At 66.5% G+C, this 17,969-nt stretch carries 18 protein-coding genes; 11 read left to right on the top strand and 7 right to left on the bottom strand.

The window, feature by feature from the left end; translation table 11 throughout:
* The first annotated feature begins 21 nt into the window (after positions 1–21).
* From NDI86_RS14235 to NDI86_RS14220, 4 genes are all read left to right on the top strand, one after another.
* The gene (locus tag NDI86_RS14235; RefSeq protein ID WP_310901103.1) at positions 22–795 is read left to right on the top strand and encodes a fumarylacetoacetate hydrolase family protein; all 774 of its coding nucleotides are present in this window, start codon (positions 22–24) and stop codon (positions 793–795) included.
* A 76-nt stretch (positions 796–871) separates the two neighbouring features.
* Positions 872–2,509: a GMC family oxidoreductase gene (locus NDI86_RS14230; RefSeq protein WP_310901102.1), complete on the top strand. Its 1,638-nt coding sequence runs from the start codon at positions 872–874 to the stop codon at positions 2,507–2,509.
* A gap of 101 nt (positions 2,510–2,610) precedes the next feature.
* Positions 2,611–4,080 (top strand): ATPase domain-containing protein, encoded by a 1,470-nt coding sequence (locus NDI86_RS14225; RefSeq protein WP_310901101.1) that lies wholly within the window; start codon positions 2,611–2,613, stop codon positions 4,078–4,080.
* Positions 4,081–4,087: 7 nt separating this feature from the next.
* Complete coding sequence (locus tag NDI86_RS14220; RefSeq protein ID WP_310901100.1) at positions 4,088–5,500, top strand: PAS domain-containing sensor histidine kinase; 1,413 nt, start codon at positions 4,088–4,090, stop codon at positions 5,498–5,500.
* Positions 5,501–5,518: 18 nt separating this feature from the next.
* Here NDI86_RS14220 and NDI86_RS14215 read toward each other — a convergent pair whose 3' ends face one another.
* The 5 genes from NDI86_RS14215 to NDI86_RS14195 form a co-directional block, all read right to left on the bottom strand.
* Positions 5,519–7,483 carry an ATP-binding protein gene (locus NDI86_RS14215; protein ID WP_310901099.1) on the bottom strand — a complete coding sequence of 655 codons (1,965 nt, stop codon included), beginning with the start codon at positions 7,481–7,483 and terminating at the stop codon, positions 5,519–5,521.
* 134 nt (positions 7,484–7,617) lie between these two features.
* Complete coding sequence (locus NDI86_RS14210; protein ID WP_310901098.1) at positions 7,618–8,067, bottom strand: transporter; 450 nt, start codon at positions 8,065–8,067, stop codon at positions 7,618–7,620.
* A gap of 47 nt (positions 8,068–8,114) precedes the next feature.
* Positions 8,115–8,843: a chemotaxis protein CheC gene (locus NDI86_RS14205; RefSeq protein WP_310901097.1), complete on the bottom strand. Its 729-nt coding sequence runs from the start codon at positions 8,841–8,843 to the stop codon at positions 8,115–8,117.
* Positions 8,844–8,892: 49 nt separating this feature from the next.
* Positions 8,893–9,300 carry a chemotaxis protein CheC gene (locus NDI86_RS14200; protein ID WP_310901096.1) on the bottom strand — a complete coding sequence of 136 codons (408 nt, stop codon included), beginning with the start codon at positions 9,298–9,300 and terminating at the stop codon, positions 8,893–8,895.
* Positions 9,300–9,527 (bottom strand): hypothetical protein, encoded by a 228-nt coding sequence (locus NDI86_RS14195; protein ID WP_310901095.1) that lies wholly within the window; start codon positions 9,525–9,527, stop codon positions 9,300–9,302. Before NDI86_RS14195 ends, NDI86_RS14200 begins: the two co-directional genes overlap by 1 nt.
* Before the next feature lie 186 nt (positions 9,528–9,713).
* Between NDI86_RS14195 and hisC the strand changes: the two genes are divergently transcribed.
* The 3 genes from hisC to NDI86_RS14180 are packed head-to-tail and all read left to right on the top strand — an operon-like array spanning position 9,714 to position 11,904.
* Positions 9,714–10,796, top strand: a complete 1,083-nt coding sequence (gene hisC / locus NDI86_RS14190; protein ID WP_310901094.1) for a histidinol-phosphate transaminase — start codon at positions 9,714–9,716, stop codon at positions 10,794–10,796.
* On the top strand, positions 10,793–11,299 hold the full coding sequence (locus tag NDI86_RS14185) for an adenylate kinase family protein (RefSeq protein WP_310901093.1): 507 nt from the start codon (positions 10,793–10,795) through the stop codon (positions 11,297–11,299). The genes hisC and NDI86_RS14185 overlap by 4 nt, the downstream gene beginning before the upstream one ends.
* On the top strand, positions 11,296–11,904 hold the full coding sequence (locus tag NDI86_RS14180) for a CDP-alcohol phosphatidyltransferase family protein (RefSeq protein WP_310901092.1): 609 nt from the start codon (positions 11,296–11,298) through the stop codon (positions 11,902–11,904). Before NDI86_RS14185 ends, NDI86_RS14180 begins: the two co-directional genes overlap by 4 nt.
* 164 nt (positions 11,905–12,068) lie before the next feature.
* Here NDI86_RS14180 and NDI86_RS14175 read toward each other — a convergent pair whose 3' ends face one another.
* A complete protein-coding gene (locus NDI86_RS14175) occupies positions 12,069–12,929 on the bottom strand; it encodes a helix-turn-helix transcriptional regulator (RefSeq protein WP_310901091.1) in 861 nt (286 codons plus the stop codon).
* A 151-nt stretch (positions 12,930–13,080) separates the two neighbouring features.
* Between NDI86_RS14175 and NDI86_RS14170 the strand changes: the two genes are divergently transcribed.
* Positions 13,081–14,673 carry a GMC family oxidoreductase gene (locus NDI86_RS14170; protein ID WP_310901090.1) on the top strand — a complete coding sequence of 531 codons (1,593 nt, stop codon included), beginning with the start codon at positions 13,081–13,083 and terminating at the stop codon, positions 14,671–14,673.
* Between the two features lie 229 nt (positions 14,674–14,902).
* The gene (locus NDI86_RS14165; RefSeq protein ID WP_310901089.1) at positions 14,903–15,427 is read left to right on the top strand and encodes a multiprotein bridging factor aMBF1; all 525 of its coding nucleotides are present in this window, start codon (positions 14,903–14,905) and stop codon (positions 15,425–15,427) included.
* On the opposite strand, the gene NDI86_RS14160 is transcribed toward NDI86_RS14165, so the two are convergent.
* Positions 15,424–15,981 carry a response regulator gene (locus NDI86_RS14160; protein WP_310901088.1) on the bottom strand — a complete coding sequence of 186 codons (558 nt, stop codon included), beginning with the start codon at positions 15,979–15,981 and terminating at the stop codon, positions 15,424–15,426. The genes NDI86_RS14165 and NDI86_RS14160 overlap by 4 nt on opposite strands.
* A 173-nt stretch (positions 15,982–16,154) precedes the next feature.
* Here NDI86_RS14160 and tpiA point away from each other — a divergent pair, with 173 nt between their 5' ends.
* Together tpiA and NDI86_RS14150 are read left to right on the top strand one after the other, a co-directional pair.
* Complete coding sequence (gene tpiA / locus NDI86_RS14155) at positions 16,155–16,802, top strand: triose-phosphate isomerase (protein ID WP_310901087.1); 648 nt, start codon at positions 16,155–16,157, stop codon at positions 16,800–16,802.
* Between the two features lie 98 nt (positions 16,803–16,900).
* On the top strand, positions 16,901–17,953 hold the full coding sequence (locus tag NDI86_RS14150) for a PAS domain-containing sensor histidine kinase (RefSeq protein ID WP_310901086.1): 1,053 nt from the start codon (positions 16,901–16,903) through the stop codon (positions 17,951–17,953).
* The last annotated feature ends 16 nt before the right edge of the window (positions 17,954–17,969 follow it).

Raw genomic sequence — 17,969 nt, 5'->3', positions numbered from 1 at the left:
CGGCGCCGAGTCGCGGGAAACATGAAACGCGTCCGATTCCGCGACTCCGCCGGGAACGTCCGGGGCGGCCGGTGGGCCATCGAAGACGGTGAGCCCGTGGTCACCGCCGCCGCCGGACCCTACGGCCGCATCGCGTTCGGGGACGAGAGCTACGACCCCGCGGAGGTGGACATCCTCCCGCCGTGCGAGCCGACGAAGATAGTCTGTCTGGGGCGGAACTACGCCGACCACGCCGAGGAGATGGGCTCGGACGTTCCGGAGCGGCCGATGCTCTTCCTGAAGGGTCCAAACGCCGTCGCCTCCCACGGGAACACGCTGACCATGCCCGCTGGCAAGGAGCGCATCGACTACGAGGCGGAACTGGGCGTCGTCATCGGCGAGCAGTGCAAGAACGTCTCCGAGTCCGGCGCGATGGACGTCGTGGCGGGGTACACCTGCGTCAACGACATCTCGAACCGCGACGACCAGGAGCGCGAGCAGAACTGGGTCCGCGGGAAGGCCTTCGACAACGCCTGCCCCATCGGACCGATGGTCGCGACGCCGGAACACGTCCCCGAGGACGCGACCATCGAGTGTCGGGTCAACGGCGAGACCAGGCAGTCCTCCTCGCGTGACAACCTCGTCTTCTCCGTCGAGGAGATCATCGCCGAAGTCACCGAGTACATGACCCTCGAACCCGGTGACGTCATCGCCACCGGGACGCCGGCCGGCGTCGGCCCGATGGAAGATGGCGACCGAATCGAGGTCGAAATAGAGGGTATCGGGACGCTCGAACACTCGGTCAAGATTCCGTGATGTCGACGGCGGCCGCCGTCTGGAGCCGGCTTCCGATGACAACGCCTAAGTTTAGGATTGCCTAATCCGATTCCGAATGCAGCGAGCGCCAACCGACCGGGCGGATGTCTGTATCGTCGGTGCCGGCCCCGCTGGCGCCATCGTCGCGAACCGACTGGCAAGCGACGGCTACGACGTGACGGTACTGGAGGCTGGCAGGCGCTTTGACTTCACACGGCGACGGGACCAGATGGAGCAGGCGATTCGCCCCGGCGAGCGCGGCGACGTCTGGGAGATGGGCGGGGAGCGCGACGACTACTCCGACAACGGCGCCCGCACCTATCCGCTCAACGTCGCCCGCGTGAAAGGCGTCGGCGGGTCGACGCTCCACTGGCAGGGGATGGTGATGCGGATGCACCCCGCGGACTTCGACGCCGGTCACGACAACGACGACCCGGCCTGGCCCATCAGCTACGACGACCTGCGCCCGTACTACGACGAGGCCGAGCGGGCGCTTGGCGTCGCCGGCGACGCGGACAACCCCTTCGCGCCCCCGCGTGACGAGCCGACCTATCCGATGCCTGGCTTCGAACCCTCCTACAGCGACTCCATCTTCGCCGAGGCCTGCGAGAAACTCGGCATCGCGATGCACTCCGTGCCCAACGCCAGAAACTCCGAGTCCTACGACGGGCGGGGCCAGTGCGTGGGGTACGGCACGTGTCAGCCGGTCTGTCCCTCGGGCGCGAAGTACGACGCGACCGTCCACATCGAGGACGCCGAGGCCGCCGGCGCGACGGTTATCGACCGGGTGCCCGTCCAGCGCCTCGAAACCGACGGCTTCGGGCGGGTCAGCGCCGCCGTCTACGTCACCCCCGAGGGCGAGGAGTACCGCCAGGCGGCCCGCGAGTTCGTCCTCGCCGCGGGCGGCGTCGAGATTCCGCGCCTCCTCCTGCTGTCGGCAAACGACGACCACCCCCACGGGCTGGCGAACTCCTCGGGCGCCGTGGGCCGGTACTTCATGGACCACCTCTTTGCCGGTTCCGGCGGGACGCTCGACCGGGAGACGCGCCAGAACCACATCGGCTTCATCACGAGCGAGAGCCACCAGTTCTACGACGACCCCGGCGGCGCCGTCGAACACGTCGACACCGGGGAGACGTTCGTCGCCGAGAGCGACGACGACTACTCGCCTATCAAGCTGGAGTTCCTGAACTACGCCGGGCCGTCACCGGTCGAGATTGCGCTCACCGGCGAGGACTGGGGCGACGCGATGCTCGACGAGCTTCGGGGTGCCTACGGCAACAGCATCGCCATGGGCGGGCTGGTCGGCCAGCCGCCCCGCTGGGAGAACCGCGTCAGGCTCAACACGGATATCACCGACGACCACGGCAACCCCGTGCCGGACATCATGTGGTCGTGGGGCGACCGGGTCCGCCGGTCCATCTCGCGGGCCAACGCCATCCAGCACGCCGTCCTCGACGAACTCGGCGTCGACATCGCCTGGACGGCCAACGTCGAGAGCGGGTCCGGCCCGGCGTATCACCACATGGGAACGACCCGGATGGGCGCCGACCCCGAGGAGAGCGTCGTGAACCCCCAGCTCCGGAGTCACGACCTGCGAAACCTCTCGATAGCCTCCTCGTCGGTGTTCGTCACTGCGGGGTCGATGAACCCGACGCTCACCATCGCCGCGCTGGCACTGAAATGCGCCGACCACCTCGAAGAACGGCTGTAGCCCGCGTCCCGGAGTCGCTCGGCCGAACCTCGGCGACCGACGTTTTCATCTTCCGAGAACCGATTGGTGTCTTTATCTTCACGAGTGGGTAACTAGGGTTCATGAATCCGCCTGTCCGCCGGTTTGGGCAGCGTTCGAGCGGGATTCCCGGTCTCGATTCGCTCCTCAACGGCGGGTTCGTCGACGGCCGGCTGTACCTCGTCCTCGGTCCACCGGGGTCGGGCAAGACGCTGCTCGGAACGCAGTTTCTCAGAGCGGGTCTCGACGCCGAAGAGACGGTACTGTTCATACACAGCGAGGAGTCGGCTCCCGACCTCCGCGCCAACGCGGCGAACCTCGGTATCGACATCGACGACGCCGAGTTTCTGGACGTCGGGCCGGAATCCGACTTTTTCACCCAGTCCGGCCCCTACGACGTCGTCAGACCGGAGGACATCGAGGACGGCTACCTGATTTCGGATATCAGACGGGAGATTGAGGCCGTCGACCCGGACCGCATCCTGATAGACCCGATAACCCACTTCCAGTATCTCGAACCGACAGAGTACCAGTTCCGCAAGCGACTCATCTCGTTCGCTCGGTTCCTGAAGGACCGGGGGACGACTGTACTGGCGACGAAGACGCCCAGCGAGCGGACGGATACCCAGCTCAAATCGCTCAGCGACGGGGTCGTCGTCCTCAGCCACGACGGGGAGAAAGCCGGCCGCCGTATCCGTATCCCGAAACATCGGGGCGTCGGGCAACAGGACGGGTCCCACGGGATGGAGATACGCGACGGCGGCGTCGAAGTCTACCCGACCGGCGGCGGCGAGGACACCGAGCGCCGGTTCGAGCCGACACAGTTCACTTCCGGGGTGTCGGAACTCGACGCCCTGCTGGGCGGCGGCATCGAGCGGGGAACGGTCACGATTCTCAGCGGCCCCTCGGGGGTCGGCAAGTCGACGACAGTGACGCAGTTCCTGGCGAACGCGGCGGCCGAGGGGGAGGCGGCGCTCGCGTATCTCTTCGACGAGTCCATCGAGACGTTCGTCCATCGGTCCGAGACGTTCGGGCTCCCGGTCTCCGACCTGCGCGAGGCGGGGTCGCTGTTCGTCGAGGAGATAGACGCGCTGTCGCTGTCCCCCGAGGAGTTCGCCCACCAGGTCAGAGAGCAGGTCCGGGACTACGACGGTGAACTCGTCGTCATCGACGGCATCGCGGGGTACAAGAACGCTATCAAGGGCGGAGAGGAAGACGTCGCGTTGGGACGGCGACTCCGCGCGCTCATCCAGCGTCTCGTACGGACGAACGCGTCCGTCATCCTGGTCGACCAGCGGCGCGAGGTGACCGGATTCCCGGAGCCCACGAGCGAGAGTGTCAGCTACCTGGCCGACAATATCGTCTTCGAGAACTACATCGAGGTCGAAGGGCAGCTCCAGCGGGTCGTCGGCGTGCTCAAAAAGCGCATCGGCGGCTTCGAGACAGTCCCACGCCGGTTCGAGATTACGGCCGAGGGCCTGGACGTCGGCGAGCCCGTGTCCGGAATGCACGGAGTGTTCGAGGGGATACCCGAACGGTCCGGGACCGAGTGACCACGCTATGGCGACGGTGCAACTCCTCCTGTCCGACGAAGCCAATCGGGACGCGCTCTCCTCGCTGGTGGGCGAACGCCACCGGACGGTCACCGACGTGGCGGTCCGGGACGCCGACCTGTACGTCGTCGACGACTCGTCGTTCTCGCGGTACCGCGAGGAACTGGCACGGCGAAAGCGCGACCTCGACCCGGTGTTCTGTCCGGTAGTGCTCATCCGCCGGGACCGGAGCCCTGTCAGTGTCACGCTGCCCGACATCGACGACTCCGACCGTCCGCTCATCGTGAACGAAGTCGTCCGGTCGCCGGTCGACCGCCAGGCCTTCTTCCGGTCGCTGTCGAACCTCCTCGTCAGACGGTCCCAGACGGAAGAACTCGCCGGGGACCTCCGAGCGCGGAGCGCGGCGTTGCGCCGGTTCGAGAACGCGGTCGAACACGCCGGCCTCGCCATCTTCATCACCGACTCCGAGGGGCACATCGAGTACGCCAACCCGGCCTTCGAGGAGATGACCGGGTACACGGCCGACGAGGCGGTCGGTCGGACCCCCCGTATCCTCAACTCGGGCGAGCAAGACGAGACGTTCTACGACAGACTCTGGGAGACCATCAAGGCCGGCGACGTCTGGAGCGACGAGATAGTCAACGAGCGGAAATCCGGCGAGCGGTTCATCGCCACCCAGACCATCTCGCCCATCGAAGCCGACGACGGCGAGATACGGGGATACGTCGGGATACAGGAGGAGATAACCGACCGACGGTTGCGGGAGCAACAGCTCGCGGTGTTCCACCGGATCCTCCGTCACAACCTCCGCAACAACGGGACGACGATCGTCGGGCGCGTCGAAGTGCTCGAAGACGCGCTCGGCGACACGCTCGACGACGTCGCCGCCGAACACCTCGACGTGATTCGTGACAGCATGGCTTCGCTCCTCGATATCAGCGAGAAGGCAAGCCGCATACAGCACCTGCTGGCGAACTCACTGGCGGAATCGGGGACGGAGTCGGAGCTGCTGGCAGCCGTCTCGGACGTCGTCGACGACGTTACCGCGTCGAACCCGGACGCTGCGATAACAGTCGAGGCCACCCCGTCGGAGTCGCTGGCCGTCGACGCGAAGGCGATTCCCGCAGTCCGTGAGTTCGTCGATAACGCTGTCACTCACTCCGACGCGACCACGCCCCGCGTCGCGATACATCTGTCAGCGGACGAGACGACGGCGACGGTCACCATCGTCGACAACGGGCCGGGCATTCCCGACCGGGAGCGGCGCGTCATTCAGGAGGGGACGGAGAAACCACTCGAACACGGGTCGGGGCTGGGACTGTGGTTCGCCTACTGGCTCATCAGCCACGTCGGCGGTGACATCGACATCCGGGCCGACCGGAGCGGGACGACGGTGTCGGTGACGATTCCGGTTCGCTGAGCACACCCAACCCGGCCGTCACCGGCGCGTCGGATGTCCGGGAGGCCCCTGACCGTCGCCGTCGAACTCGAACCGCGCCCCGCCCGCCCGGCTCTCGGTCACAGCGACCGACCACCCGTGTGCCTGTGCGATAGTCTCGACGATAGCGAGCCCGAACCCCGTCCCGTCTCCGTCGGAGTACCCCTGCTCGAACACCCGCTCGCGCTTCTCGGGCGGGATTCCGGGGCCGTCGTCGGCCACGTAGAACCCATCCGCCGTCGGGCCGACGGTCACCGTCACCGTGTCCGGCTCACCGGCCCCGTGCTCGATTGCGTTCCGAAACAGGTTCTCGAAGATGTGACGGAGCTTGCTGGGGTCCGCTTGCAACTCGACGTCGCCGTCGGCTGCCAGTGTCGCGCCGCCGGTCGCCACGTTCTCCCAGCAGTCCGTCGCAATCGCCTCGAGCGAGACCGGCGACACGTCGGTGACCAGCTCGCCCTCTCGGGCCAGCGTGAGCGTGTCCTCGATGATTGCCTCCATCCGGTCGTGCGCCCGCGCGATGGGGGCGAAGTGTTCGTCGCTTCCGGTTTCGCGGGCCAGTTCCAGTCTGGCCCGTGCGACGTGCAGCGGGTTCCGGAGGTCGTGAGAGATGACGCTGGCGAACTTCTCCAGTCGCTCGTTCGTCCGCTCCAGCGTCCGCTCGTATCGGTGCCGTTCTATCTCGTAGCCGACCCACTTGGCGAGGGTCTTCACCGTCGACTGCTGGATTTCGAGCAACGTCCGGTCCCGGGGCTCCTCGCCCCCGAAACACAGCGTCCCGTAGACAGCCCCGTCGATTCGTATCTCCGCACCGATGTAACACCGTAACCCGAAGTGTTCGAACGCGGGGTCGCCGTCCCACCCGTCCGCTTTCGCGTCACCGACCACGAGCGGCCCGTCGTGGTCGACCGTCTTCCGGCAGTAGGTCCGTTCCAGGGGGTCCGTCGCCCCGGCCTCGATACGGTCGTTCGACCCGACCGCGGCGAGTATCTCCTGGGTCCCGCCCTCGATGCGGGTGACGTAGCCGACCGGATGGTCCAGATGCTCCGCGCCGATCTCTAGAGCGCGTCGGAGCTTCGTCTCGAGAGGGGTGTCGGCGTCGAAGGTCGTGTCGTACAGCTGTGAAAGCGTCGCCTCAGAGGCCGCTACCTGCGATTCGAACCGTCGGTGTTCGGTCACGTCACGCTGGATTGCGACGAACTTCTCGACGGCGCCGTCCGCGTCGGTCACCGGTGCGATGGTCTGGTGGGCGACGTACCTGTCACCGGATTTCGTCTGGTTGACGATCTCCTCTTCCCACACGCCGCCGGCCTTGATGGTCTCCCACATCCGCTCGTAGTAGGCCTCGCACTGTTCGCCGGACTTGAGGATTCGAGGCGTCCGACCGACCGCGTCCGCCCGGTCGTAGCCGGTCACCTCCTCGAAGGTCGAGTTCACGTACTCGATAGTGCCGTCCGGGCCGGTCACGAGGATGGCGTCCGCCGCGTGCTCGACTACCTGCTCGATGCCGTCGAGTCGGCCCTGCTGTGTGCGGGTCCGACGCCGCGTCATCGCTTCGTCGACCCGCGCCGCGAGCCCGTCGATACCGTCCTCGTCCAGCGACACGTACCCGTCCACGCCGGCGTTGATCACGTCGCCGGCGACCTGTCCGGAGCCGTCCGCGGCGACGAGGACGAACGGGAGGTGCGGGTACTGGTCCCGGACCGTCTCTACTAGCTCGACACCGTCAGCCTGCCCGAGGTCTCCCGTCCCAGCCACACAGCCGACCGCCTCGGATTCGAGGGTGGCCATAGCGGTGTCGACAGCGGAGGTAGAGACGACTTCGACGCCGTCCAGCGCCGCGTCCAGTTCCTCGGCCGTGGACGTATCGACACCGACACAGAGGACGATAGTCGCCGCAGTTCGAGACGGCCCCTCGCCCCCTCCGCCTGTCTCCTCGGCCGTTCCAGAACTGGACCGTCCCATCACGAAGAGCTTGGATTTTCGCTCCCTAAACGCTAGCTGTCGGTTCTTTTCTACCGATAACAGCCAGAACAATTTTATATGGATTTTCCGCAGCGAGCGGAACTGGCCCGTCCGGTGACAGGCGACCGCAACTACTACAGCCCGAGAAGGAGGCCGGCGTCCACCAGCAGGAGCAGCGCGACCACCGACGCGCCGAGCAGGAACGGGCGAGCCTCGGCGGCGGGCTGGCGGACCTTCTGCTGGTCGGTGCCGTCAGACAGCTTCGACGCGCCGATTTCGACGAGGGCGGACAGCACGAACCACAGCGCGACCATCGTCAGCACGAGATGCCCGCGGGTCGAGCCGAAGAGACTCGGAACCGTATAGAGGGTCCCGGCGAGGTGGCCACCCGAGAGGAACAACAGGAGCGAACTCGCTCGCGAGACCGTCTTCAGTTTCCCGGTCATCGCCGCCAGCGAGCCCGCCCGGAGGTCGCCGTCGAGGGCCGCCGGGATGACGGCGTAGCTGGTAAAGAGGACGGTGCCGGACCACAGTCCCGCGAAGACGAGATGGAGGACGTACATCGCGGTGTCGATGAGACTCATACAGAGCGGTTAGCCCCCTCCCCCTTGAACGTCATGTAATCCGTCGACTACTCCTCGCGAGTGTCGGCGTCATCGCCACCGTCAGTCGGCACGTCGCCATCGAACACCTGCACGTCGGCGTCCATGTCCAGTTCCTCGACATCGGTGGCGCCGACACTGGTCGGCTCCCCGGTCTCTACGTCCCGGTCGAGCTGGTCGATGAGGTGGACGAACGAGCCGGGGTCAGGAATCAGGAAGATGCGAAGCGAGAAGGCCACGTCGGACTCGGATATGTCGACCAGCGAGTCAAGCACGATGGTCAGTGAGTCCCGGCGGACGTGCGAGAGGGCCGCGTCGGCGATGGCGCTTGCGTCGTCGGCCTCGACCGTCGGCGTCTCCATGTTGATGGTCGTCTCCAGCGTGTTCGCGATGCCGTCGATGAACCCCGAGGTGAGGATGTTACACATCTCCTGGAGGGCCGACTCCTGTAGCTGGGTGAACTCGCCGTCGACGGCGGTCCCGGTCATCAGCCGGGCGATTTCGGCGGCCGTCTCGGTAGAGAACGTCATCAGGAAGACGCCGTAGGGCGGCTCTGTGAGTCGAATCCGGGCGCTGTGTATCTCGCCGGTTCCCATCTCGGTCGGGATGTCGCCCGGCTGGACGAAAGAGAGGCTCTTGACGTCGACGCCGGCGTCGACCCCGGCCAGCGACCCGAGCGAGTCGGCGACCTGTTCGGTGCCGTCCTGGACGAGGTCGGTGATGAGAGAGAGTTTCCGGACGTCGATGAGAAGCGGCATTGTCTGGTCGTGGCGGGGCGGTGAGTTACGGTTTTCGGTGGTCCGACCGTCAGCTCTCGGCGGGCTGGTCGCCGGCTGACTCCCCGAGGTCCATATCGAGCATGTCTATCAGGTTGACGAACGCGCCGGGGTCGGGGACCAGGAAGATGCGGATGCCAAAGTCGGTGTCGGAGTCGGCGACGTCGACGACGGAGTCTAAGACGATGGCCGTCGCGTCCTTGCGGACGTGCGAGAGCGCTTTCTCCGACAGCGCCGCCCCGGAGGAGTGGTCGAGCGTGGGCGTCCCCATGTCGATGGTCGTCTCCAGCGTGTTCGCGATGCCGTCGATGAATCCCGACGTGAGGATGTTACACATCTCCTGGAGGGCGCTCCGGTGGAAGTCGGTGATACCGTCCTCGCAGGACTGACCGGTCATCAACTCGGCTATCTCGCGGGCCGTCGACGGGGGAAACGTCATCAGGAAGACGCCGTAGGGGGCTCCGACAGCCGGATGCGCGCGCTGTAGGTCGTTCTCGTCCCGATTTCGGCCGGCATATCCGACGGGTCGACAAAGGAGAGGCTCTTGATTTCGACCGAGGCATCGACGCCGGCCAGCGTCGACAGCGAGCACGCGACGCTCTCCGACCCGTCTTTGATAAGCTGGTTGATGACGGTGAGTTTCCGCACGTCGACCAGGAGTGGCATTCCTTATCAGGGTTGTTACTATCAGACCTATTATTATTTTCGGTAACCAGGGTCGTATTTTGCGTCCAGTTATCTGTCCATCCCGGTTCTCTCGGCGAGCGACCACGACCAGGCGGTATCGGCTCCGGCCGCCCCAGCGGGCCGGAGTTGGGCACGCTTAAGCCGCCCGGCCCGCTTGGCCCGTACATGAACCCACGGGACCTCTCCGCGCACACCGCCTACCGGGCGGGCCGCGGTATCGAGGAAGTCGCCCGAGAGCTCGGTCTGGACCCCGACGCGATGGTGAAGCTGTCGTCGAACGAGAACATGTTCGGTCCCAGCCCGCAGGCCGTCGAGGCCATCCGCGAGTCGGCCGAGCGGATGCACTCCTACCCGAAGGCCTCCCACGCCGACCTCGTCGAACGGCTCGCCGAACTGTGGGACGCCGACCCCGCACAGGTGTGGCTCGGAAACGGCGGCGACGGCGCGCTGGACTGTCTCGCCCGTGCGTTGCTCGACCCGGGCGACGAAGTCCTCGTCCCGACGCCCGGCTTTGCCTACTACCCGATGAGCGCCCGCTACCACCACGGCGAGGTCGCCGAGTACACGCTGTCGAAGGCCGACGGCTTCGCACAGACGGCCGACACAGTACTGAGAGATTACGACGGCGAGCGCATCGTCTACCTCACAAGCCCGCACAACCCCACCGGCAAGGAGTTCACCACCGACGCGGTGCGGGAAATCGCCGAGCGGACCGACGACGAGACGCTGACGCTCGTCGACGAGGCCTACGGCGAGTTCACCGACAGCCCGAGCGCTCGGCCGCTGCTCGACGAGCGGGACGACGTGGCGCTCCTGCGGACGTTCTCGAAGGCCTACGGGCTGGCCGGGGTCCGGCTTGGCTACGCGCTCGTCCCCGAGGAGTGGGCCGACGCGTACGCCCGCATCAACACCCCGTTCTCGGCGAGCGAACTCGCCTGCCGGGCCGGGCTGGCCGCGCTTTCCGACGACGACCACGTCGAGCGCAGCGTCGAGACGGCGGCGTGGGCACGAGCGTACATCTACGAGAACCTCGCGGCACCGACCTGGGAGAGCGCCGGTAACTTCGTGCTGGCCGAGGTCGGCGACGCCGCGGCGGTGGCCGACGCCGCCCAGGCCGAGGGCGTCATCGTCCGTGACTGCTCATCCTTCGGACTCCCCGAGTGCATCCGCATCACCTGCGGCACCGAGGCAGACACGAAGCAGGCCGTCTCGGTTCTCAACGACGCCATCGCGGAGGTCGGGCAGTGAGAGTCGCCGTCACCGGTACCCCGGGAACGGGCAAGACCACGGCGACCGAGCGGCTGGAGACCGACCTCGACGTGGTTCACCTCAACGACGTCATCACGTCCGAGGGGTTCTCGACCGGCACCGACGAGGAGCGAGGCAGCCTCGTGGCCGACATGGACGCCCTCGAAGCGTGGCTCGAGGGGCGCGACGACTCCATCGTCGAGTCACACCTCGCGCACAACTTCGACGCCGACCGCGTGGTCGTCCTCCGGGCCCACCCCGACACGGTCGTCGAGCGCCTCCGAGGGCGGGGCGACAACGACGCCAAAGCCTACGAGAACGCGGAGTCCGAGGCCCTCGACGTCGTCCTCTCCGAGGCCGTCCACCACCACGGCGAGGACAGCGTCTACGAGATAGACACGACCGACCGCGACCCCGACGCGGTGGCCGCCGAGATAGCGGCCGTCGTCGCGGGCGAGCGCGAACCGAGCGCCGGCACCGTCTCCTACGTCGACTGGCTATGACGCTGGATAGATACCGCTGGGTCGCCGACCGCGCGCTCGACCCGTTCGTCAGTGCGGCCCGTACCGCGGGCCTCTCGCCCAACGGCGTCAGTGTCATCGCGTTCGCTCTCGCCGTCGCCGCCGGCGGCGTCTACGCCCTCGCCGCCGGTCACCCCCTGCTGTATCTCGTCGGCGCCGTCCTCGTGTTCCTGAACGGCTGGCTCGACCTCGTCGACGGGGCGCTCGCCCGCGAGATGAACGTCGCCTCCTCGGCCGGCGACCTGCTCGACCACGTGCTGGACAGGTACGCCGACATCGTCATCATCGTCGGGCTGGCCGCCGGCATCGGCCAGTGGGCGCTGGGCATCGCCGCCGTCACCGGCGTCCTGATGACCTCCTACCTGGGTACCCAGGCCCAGGCCGTCGGCCTCGACCGCGTCTACGGCGGGCTACTGGGCCGGGCCGACCGGCTCGCACTCGTGGGGCTGGTCACCGGTATCGCGGCCTTCGTCCGACCGACCGGCCTCGGGCTGAACCCCGTCGGCTGGCTGCTGGTCGTCTTCGCCGTCGTCGGCCACGTCACTGCGTTCCAGCGGTTCTACCACGCCATGAAGGCGCTGGATTGAGGTGGTACAATCGGGCGAGGTCTACGCCCAAGCGTCGGCTTCGGTGACTCACCGTCACGCAGTACGAATCGGTGTGCAGAACCCGACCAGTAGAGCGACACACAGCATTCTTTCGGCCTCCGGCCCCTCTGTCCGGGTACTCGCTACGGGAACGACGTCGTCCGTCACTCCAACAATCCGGGGAACTGGCGTTGGACATACGGCCCGAAAGGGTCCGAGTCCGCCCAGAGCGCCTCGAAGAGGTCGCGACCCCACTGGACCGCTGACTCGGTCTCGGAGACGAACAGTGCCGTGCTCCCAGCGACCGAACCGTGTTCGGACTGGTAGGGTGCTCCGGTTCCGTCGTGTCGTTCCGTCCCGCCCTCGTTCAGCGGGGGCAGTTCGAACTTCAGTTTGTCGTCGGTGACGACCGACGCGAACTGGCAGTCGGTCAGTCGCAGCGTCGCCGGGTCCAGGTTGTTCAGTTCATCGCGGTGACCGTCCCTGTACCGCTGGAGGCTGACGTCTATCGCCTCCCGGGTCACCAGCAAGCGCGTCTCCGGGTGTCTCGGGATGGCCGCCTGGTGGCGCCGCGAGTAGTACGGCGTCGTGAGGTCACAGTGGTCGGCCGATTCGAGTATGCTGATGGCGACGTCCTCGCATCTGTTTGGCTCCTGGGGGACGTCTCTGACGATATCGTACTCGCCGACCTCCGGCAGTCGGCGGCGGAACGCCGTCGGGATAACGTCTATCTGATGATTCTTCCAGAAGGCCGGGTCCCTCGCGCGAAACTCCTCGGAGGCGAGCCACTCCGAGACGCTGTCGGCGACGAGGTGCCCGTGAGCAGTGAGTTCCCAGCCGTCTTCGACCTCGGTGAGCAGCCCGCGGTCCCTGAGCGTCGAGAGCGCGTCGTAGACCGCGGAATCGCTCGCATCGATTTCGGACAGCAGGGCGTCGGTCGGCGTCGTGCGCTCGGACACCTGGAGGACGATTTCCGTCCGCACTGACGACGTGAGGACGAACTCGTTGGGCGACTGGGGCGGCATTCGGTCCCATACCCGTCGCCGTCCCACTTAAATTGTCAGATTCCACACCCAACGGACAGGTCACCCGCCGGCTGACCGCTCACCCACCCGTTCACCGTTCTTACCGAAGATACGCCGGGATTTAACCCGCTACTCCCGAGCATGAGATAACATGTCGAACACGGGCGGCGGAACTTACGACTACGTTATCGTCGGTGCGGGGTCGGCGGGCTGTGTGCTCGCGAACCGGCTCTCGGCGGACGGCAACAGCGAGGTGCTGCTGGTGGAGGCGGGCAAACCGGACGAGAAGCGGGAAATCGGCATCCCGGCGGCGTTCATGGAGCTGTTCGAGTCCGACGTCGACTGGGAGTACGACACCGAGCCCCAGACGGAACTGAACGACCGGGAACTCTACTGGCCCCGCGGGAAGACCTATGGGGGGTCGAGTTCCATCAACGCGATGATATACGCTCGCGGCCAGCCGGCGGACTACGACCACTGGGCGGAACTCGGCAACGACGGCTGGGCCTACGAGGACGTGTTGGACTACTTCAAGCGGGCCGAGCACAACGAACGCGGCCCCTCGGAATATCACGGGACCGGCGGACCGCGGAACGTGGCCGACCAGCAGTCGCCCAACGAACTCAGCGAGGCCTTCGTCGAGGCCGGGGAGTCGGTCGGATTGGCACACAACGAGGATTTCAACGCCGGCGACCAGTCGGGCGTCGGGCTCTACCAGGTGACCCAGAAGGACGGGGAGCGCCACAGCGCCGCCGACGCCTACCTGAAACCGGTGCTCGACCGCCCGAATCTGACCGCCGTGACCGGGGCGCAGGTGACGCGTGTCCGGTTCGACGGCCGGGAGGCAGTCGGCGTGGAGTACGTTCGCGACGGGAGCGGCCCACCCGAGACGGTCGACGCGAGCGAGGAGGTTGTTCTCTCCGCGGGCGCTATCAACTCACCGCAACTGCTGATGCTGTCGGGCGTCGGGCCAGCAGCGCACCTCCAAGACCACGGCGTTTCGGTCGTCCACGACCTCCCCGGTGTCGGCCGGAACCTCCAGGACCATCTCAACGTCAAGGTCAACTGCGCGTGCAAGAGGTCCGTCACGCTCGACGAGGCGGATTCGCTGTGGAACCTCCTCAAGTATCTGGTGTTGAAACGGGGACCACTTACCTCGAACCTCGCAGAGGGCGGCGGCTTCGCGTCGGTCTCTGCGGAGTCCGACCGACCCGATATACAGCTCCACTTCGGCCCATCCTACTCCGTCGACCACGGGTTCGACAACCCCGACGGGCACGGCTTCTGGCTGAGCGCGCTCCGGCTTCGCCCGGACAGCCGTGGTCGGATTTCCCTCCGGTCGGCGGACCCGTTCGACGAACCGGTCATCGACCCGCAGTACCTGAGCGAGGGTGCGGACCTCGAGATACTGCTCGAAGGGGTCAAACTGGTCCGTGAGATTCTGCAGGCCGAGCCGTTCGACGACTACCGCGACAGAGAGGTGTTGCCGGGGCCCGACGCGCAGTCGGACGAGCAACTGAGTGCGCATATTCGTGAGCGGGCTACGTCGCTCTACCACCCCGTAGGTAGCTGCAAGATGGGTGACGACGAGATGGCGGTGGTCGACGAACGTCTCGCTGTCCACGGACTCGATGGGCTCCGCGTCGTCGACGCCTCCATCATGCCGACGATCACCAGCGGAAACACGGACGCCCCGACGACTATGATTGCGGAAAAAGCGGCCGACGACATCCTGAACGCGTAAGTCCCCTGTCGCTCGAATGTGAACCCTCTCGCGGTCCAGGCTGACGAAGTGACGGAACTCGTCGAACGACCGCCAATCCCCGTGCGTCGCGGGGTATCGCTCGGCTTCCCGCCGATAACGTCGTCACTTTCAGGCGGCCATCCCTCACTCACTGACACACAGCCATCACCGCTGTCACTCGTTCTGGCTCAGCGCACCATTTATACGGGACCCTCTCCAACTCCGCGGTATGGTTCAGTGCGAGATGTGTGGTAAGGAGGTTTCCTCTCCGAACCGCGTCAAAATCGAAGGGGCCGAACTCGACGTCTGTGACGAGTGTACCGACTTCGGCACCGAACTCAAGACAGAGGACGCCTCCTCGTCCACGTCGACGAAGTACTCCACCTCGTCGTCCGGGTCGAGTTCGTCCTCGTCGTCGAGCTCGTCCAGTTCGTCGAGCGGCGGCGGCCGCCGCCGGGACATGTTCGACGAGATGGACGAGATCGCACAGGACTTCGACGACCGCATCCGGTCGGTCCGGGAGTCCGAGGGGCTGAGCCAGAAGGAGTTGGCCCAGCAGTTAAACGAGAAGGCCAGTCTCATCCGGAAGCTCGAACAGGGCAACTCCCTGCCCAGCGACGACGTGCGCAAGAAACTGGAGAGCGCGCTCGGTATCGACCTGAGCGCCGGTGGGAGCACGGACGACACCGAGTGGTCGAGTGGCTCCAGCGAGGGGAGCTACACGCTGGGTGACGTGGTCCAGCGCAAGGACTAGAGGCGCAGGTCTTCCTCTTCGACGTCCAAGTCGGCCGCCAGTTCGTCGACGCGGTCCGATATCTCCGCGATTTCCGACTGGAGTTCGTCGTACCGCTGGCTCGACTCCAGTTCGGTCTGGGTCTTCTCTACCTGGAGGACGTTGCGTTTGAGCTTCCGTGTCGTCAGCGCCTGGAGCTGTTCGTTGTAGGCGGCTATCTTCTGGAGGCGTTCGACGACTTCGGAGAGTTCCTCCCGCGTGACGGGCTTGACCAGGTAGTCGTCGACGCCCATCTCGATGATGTCGAAGTCCGGGTTGACCGCCGTCACCATCGCCACCCGGCAGGGGAGCGAGCGTTCCTCGATTTCGGCCAGCACCTCGTTGCCCGAGACGACGGGCATCCGGCGGTCCAGGAGGACGACGTCTAGGTCCTCCGAGAGGCGCTCGATTCCTTCCTCACCACTGTATGCCGTCCGGACGTCGTAGCTATCGGCGAGATAGTCCGTGTAGAGGTCCGCGAGGTGCTGTTCGTCCTCAACGATGAGTACGGTCGGTGTCGCGTCGCCTGTGCTCACGGCTTGTCTCTCAGAGCGTACTGGCCCCACTGTCTTAATCCTCACTGCTTCGCGTCGGCCGGGCTGGGAACACGCGACCGATCTCCTCTAGTACGCGGCGTTCTCCGTGTCCCCGCGAGAGAGCGGACTGGGAACACGCAATCTATTTCCCCCCGGCGTTCGCGTCTGTACCCATGTTCGTCCTTGTCAACCTCAAGGCGTATCCGTGTGACCCAGTAGAGGTAGCCACCGCGGCGGCCGACGTCGCCGACGACTCCGGCGTCCGCGTCGCCGTGGCCCCCCAGGCCGCCCACATCGACGCCGTCTCCGAGACCGGCGTCGAGACCTGGGCCCAGCACGTCAGCCCGAACGAGCACGGCAGCCACACCGGCTCCACGCTCGCCGAGGCCGTCGCCGACGCCGGGGCCGAGGGGACGCTGCTGAACCACTCCGAGAACCGGCTCAAGCTGGCCGACATCGACGCCTCGCTGGACGCCGCCGAGCGCGCGGACCTGGAGACCATCGTCTGTGCGAACAACCCCGCACAGATCGGCGCCGCCGCGGCGCTTGGCCCCGACGCCGTCGCCGTCGAGCCCCCGGAACTCATCGGCACCGGCACGCCGGTCAGCAGCGCCGACCCCGACATCGTCACCGCCGCCGTCGACGCCGCCGCCCGCGTCGACGGCGACGTGGACGTGCTCTGTGGCGCGGGCATCTCGACCGGCGACGACCTCGTCGCGGCCAGCGACCTGGGCTCGACCGGCGTCCTGCTGGCGAGCGGCGTCGCGAAGGCCGACGACCCGCGAGCGGCCCTGGAAGACCTCGTCGAGCCGCTGCGCTGAGAGCCCGAGCCGACACCCGTTTTTTTAGCACGACGACTGGGGAGCGCTATATATATCACATAGGAACTGCGATAGTCGTAACCGCGCCTCTCTCTTCCGTGGCAGAACAGTCCAGCGAGTCTCTCCCGAGCCAGTTTGGGCAGCTACACATCGGTGTCGCGCTGTACGACCCGGCGACCGCGATGGTCCTCGACGCCAACGAGCGTCTGGAGGAGCTGTTTGGCTACCGAACGGCGAGGCTGCGACGGTTGTCCGTCGACGAGTACAGTGCCAACACGTACGACTACTCCAGCACTCGATTACGCGAGCGCTTCCGTGCCGCGGGTGACGGGGAGACTCAGGCGTTCCGGTGGCGCATCAAGCGAGACGACGGGACGCTGGTCTGGGTCCAGGTCCACCTCTCCGCGCTGACGCTCGGTGGCGAGCGCCGGGTGCTGGCGGAGGTCCGCGACATCGAAGCCTACACGACCGCCAGTCAGCGCGTCGGGCTGCTCTCGCGTATCATGCGACACAACCTCCGCAACGACCTCATCGTCATCTCGGGCCGGGCCGAACAGATAGCGTCGGCCGACGACCGCGAGGGTGTCGCCGAGCACGTCGGAAAGATACGCGAGACGGCGAGCAGTATCGACCGGATGACCGACTCGGTCCGGCAGATAGAGCGCGCGACGACCCCCGACGCCGGTCACCGGGAACACCAGCGGGCCGCGGCCGCTGCGCGGCGGGTCGTCGCCGACATCCGCGAGCGCTACCCCGCTGCGACTATCACCGTCGAGGAGGCGACATCGATGTGGTTCAGCGTCGACGGGACCTTCGCGCAGGCGCTCTCTCACGCCGTGGAGAACGGGGTCGTCCACGCGACGGACCCAGAGCCCGCGGTCACCGTCACCGTCGGGGAGTCGCCCAACACGGGCCGCGTCGAGATTCGGGTCAGCGACCACTGCCCGCCGATTCCCGACGTCGAAATCGACGCGCTGGACGCGCCCGGCGAGAACACGAGCACGGCCCACGGTACCGGGGTCGGCCTCTTCGTGATGAAGTGGTCCATCGAGGCGCTCGGGGGCGAAATCGCCTTCGAGCGCGACGGCGACCGAGGGAACGTCGTCAGTTTCTATCTGCCGCCCGAGGCGCCGCCGGAGGCGGGCGCCTGACCAGAGTCACCCCAGT

Source organism: Haloarcula onubensis, from assembly GCF_031624605.1.
GTDB classification, from domain to species: domain Archaea; phylum Halobacteriota; class Halobacteria; order Halobacteriales; family Haloarculaceae; genus Haloarcula; species Haloarcula onubensis.
The sequence above is the reverse complement of the archived record's forward strand: the minus strand, read 5'-3'. Positions and strand labels throughout refer to the sequence as shown.

Excerpts from the sequence above, each read along its gene's own strand:
- NDI86_RS14235 (WP_310901103.1), top strand. The coding sequence starts at position 22 with ATGAAACGCGTCCGATTCCGCGACTCCGCCGGGAACGTCCGGGGCGGC.
- NDI86_RS14230 (WP_310901102.1), top strand. The coding sequence starts at position 872 with ATGCAGCGAGCGCCAACCGACCGGGCGGATGTCTGTATCGTCGGTGCC.
- NDI86_RS14225 (WP_310901101.1), top strand. The coding sequence starts at position 2,611 with ATGAATCCGCCTGTCCGCCGGTTTGGGCAGCGTTCGAGCGGGATTCCC.
- NDI86_RS14220 (WP_310901100.1), top strand. The coding sequence starts at position 4,088 with ATGGCGACGGTGCAACTCCTCCTGTCCGACGAAGCCAATCGGGACGCG.
- NDI86_RS14215 (WP_310901099.1), bottom strand. The coding sequence starts at position 7,483 with ATGGGACGGTCCAGTTCTGGAACGGCCGAGGAGACAGGCGGAGGGGGC.
- NDI86_RS14210 (WP_310901098.1), bottom strand. The coding sequence starts at position 8,067 with ATGAGTCTCATCGACACCGCGATGTACGTCCTCCATCTCGTCTTCGCG.
- NDI86_RS14205 (WP_310901097.1), bottom strand. The coding sequence starts at position 8,843 with ATGCCGCTTCTCATCGACGTCCGGAAACTCTCTCTCATCACCGACCTC.
- NDI86_RS14200 (WP_310901096.1), bottom strand. The coding sequence starts at position 9,300 with ATGACGTTTCCCCCGTCGACGGCCCGCGAGATAGCCGAGTTGATGACC.
- NDI86_RS14195 (WP_310901095.1), bottom strand. The coding sequence starts at position 9,527 with ATGCCACTCCTGGTCGACGTGCGGAAACTCACCGTCATCAACCAGCTT.
- hisC (WP_310901094.1), top strand. The coding sequence starts at position 9,714 with ATGAACCCACGGGACCTCTCCGCGCACACCGCCTACCGGGCGGGCCGC.
- NDI86_RS14180 (WP_310901092.1), top strand. The coding sequence starts at position 11,296 with ATGACGCTGGATAGATACCGCTGGGTCGCCGACCGCGCGCTCGACCCG.
- NDI86_RS14175 (WP_310901091.1), bottom strand. The coding sequence starts at position 12,929 with ATGCCGCCCCAGTCGCCCAACGAGTTCGTCCTCACGTCGTCAGTGCGG.
- NDI86_RS14170 (WP_310901090.1), top strand. The coding sequence starts at position 13,081 with ATGTCGAACACGGGCGGCGGAACTTACGACTACGTTATCGTCGGTGCG.
- NDI86_RS14165 (WP_310901089.1), top strand. The coding sequence starts at position 14,903 with ATGGTTCAGTGCGAGATGTGTGGTAAGGAGGTTTCCTCTCCGAACCGC.
- tpiA (WP_310901087.1), top strand. The coding sequence starts at position 16,155 with ATGTTCGTCCTTGTCAACCTCAAGGCGTATCCGTGTGACCCAGTAGAG.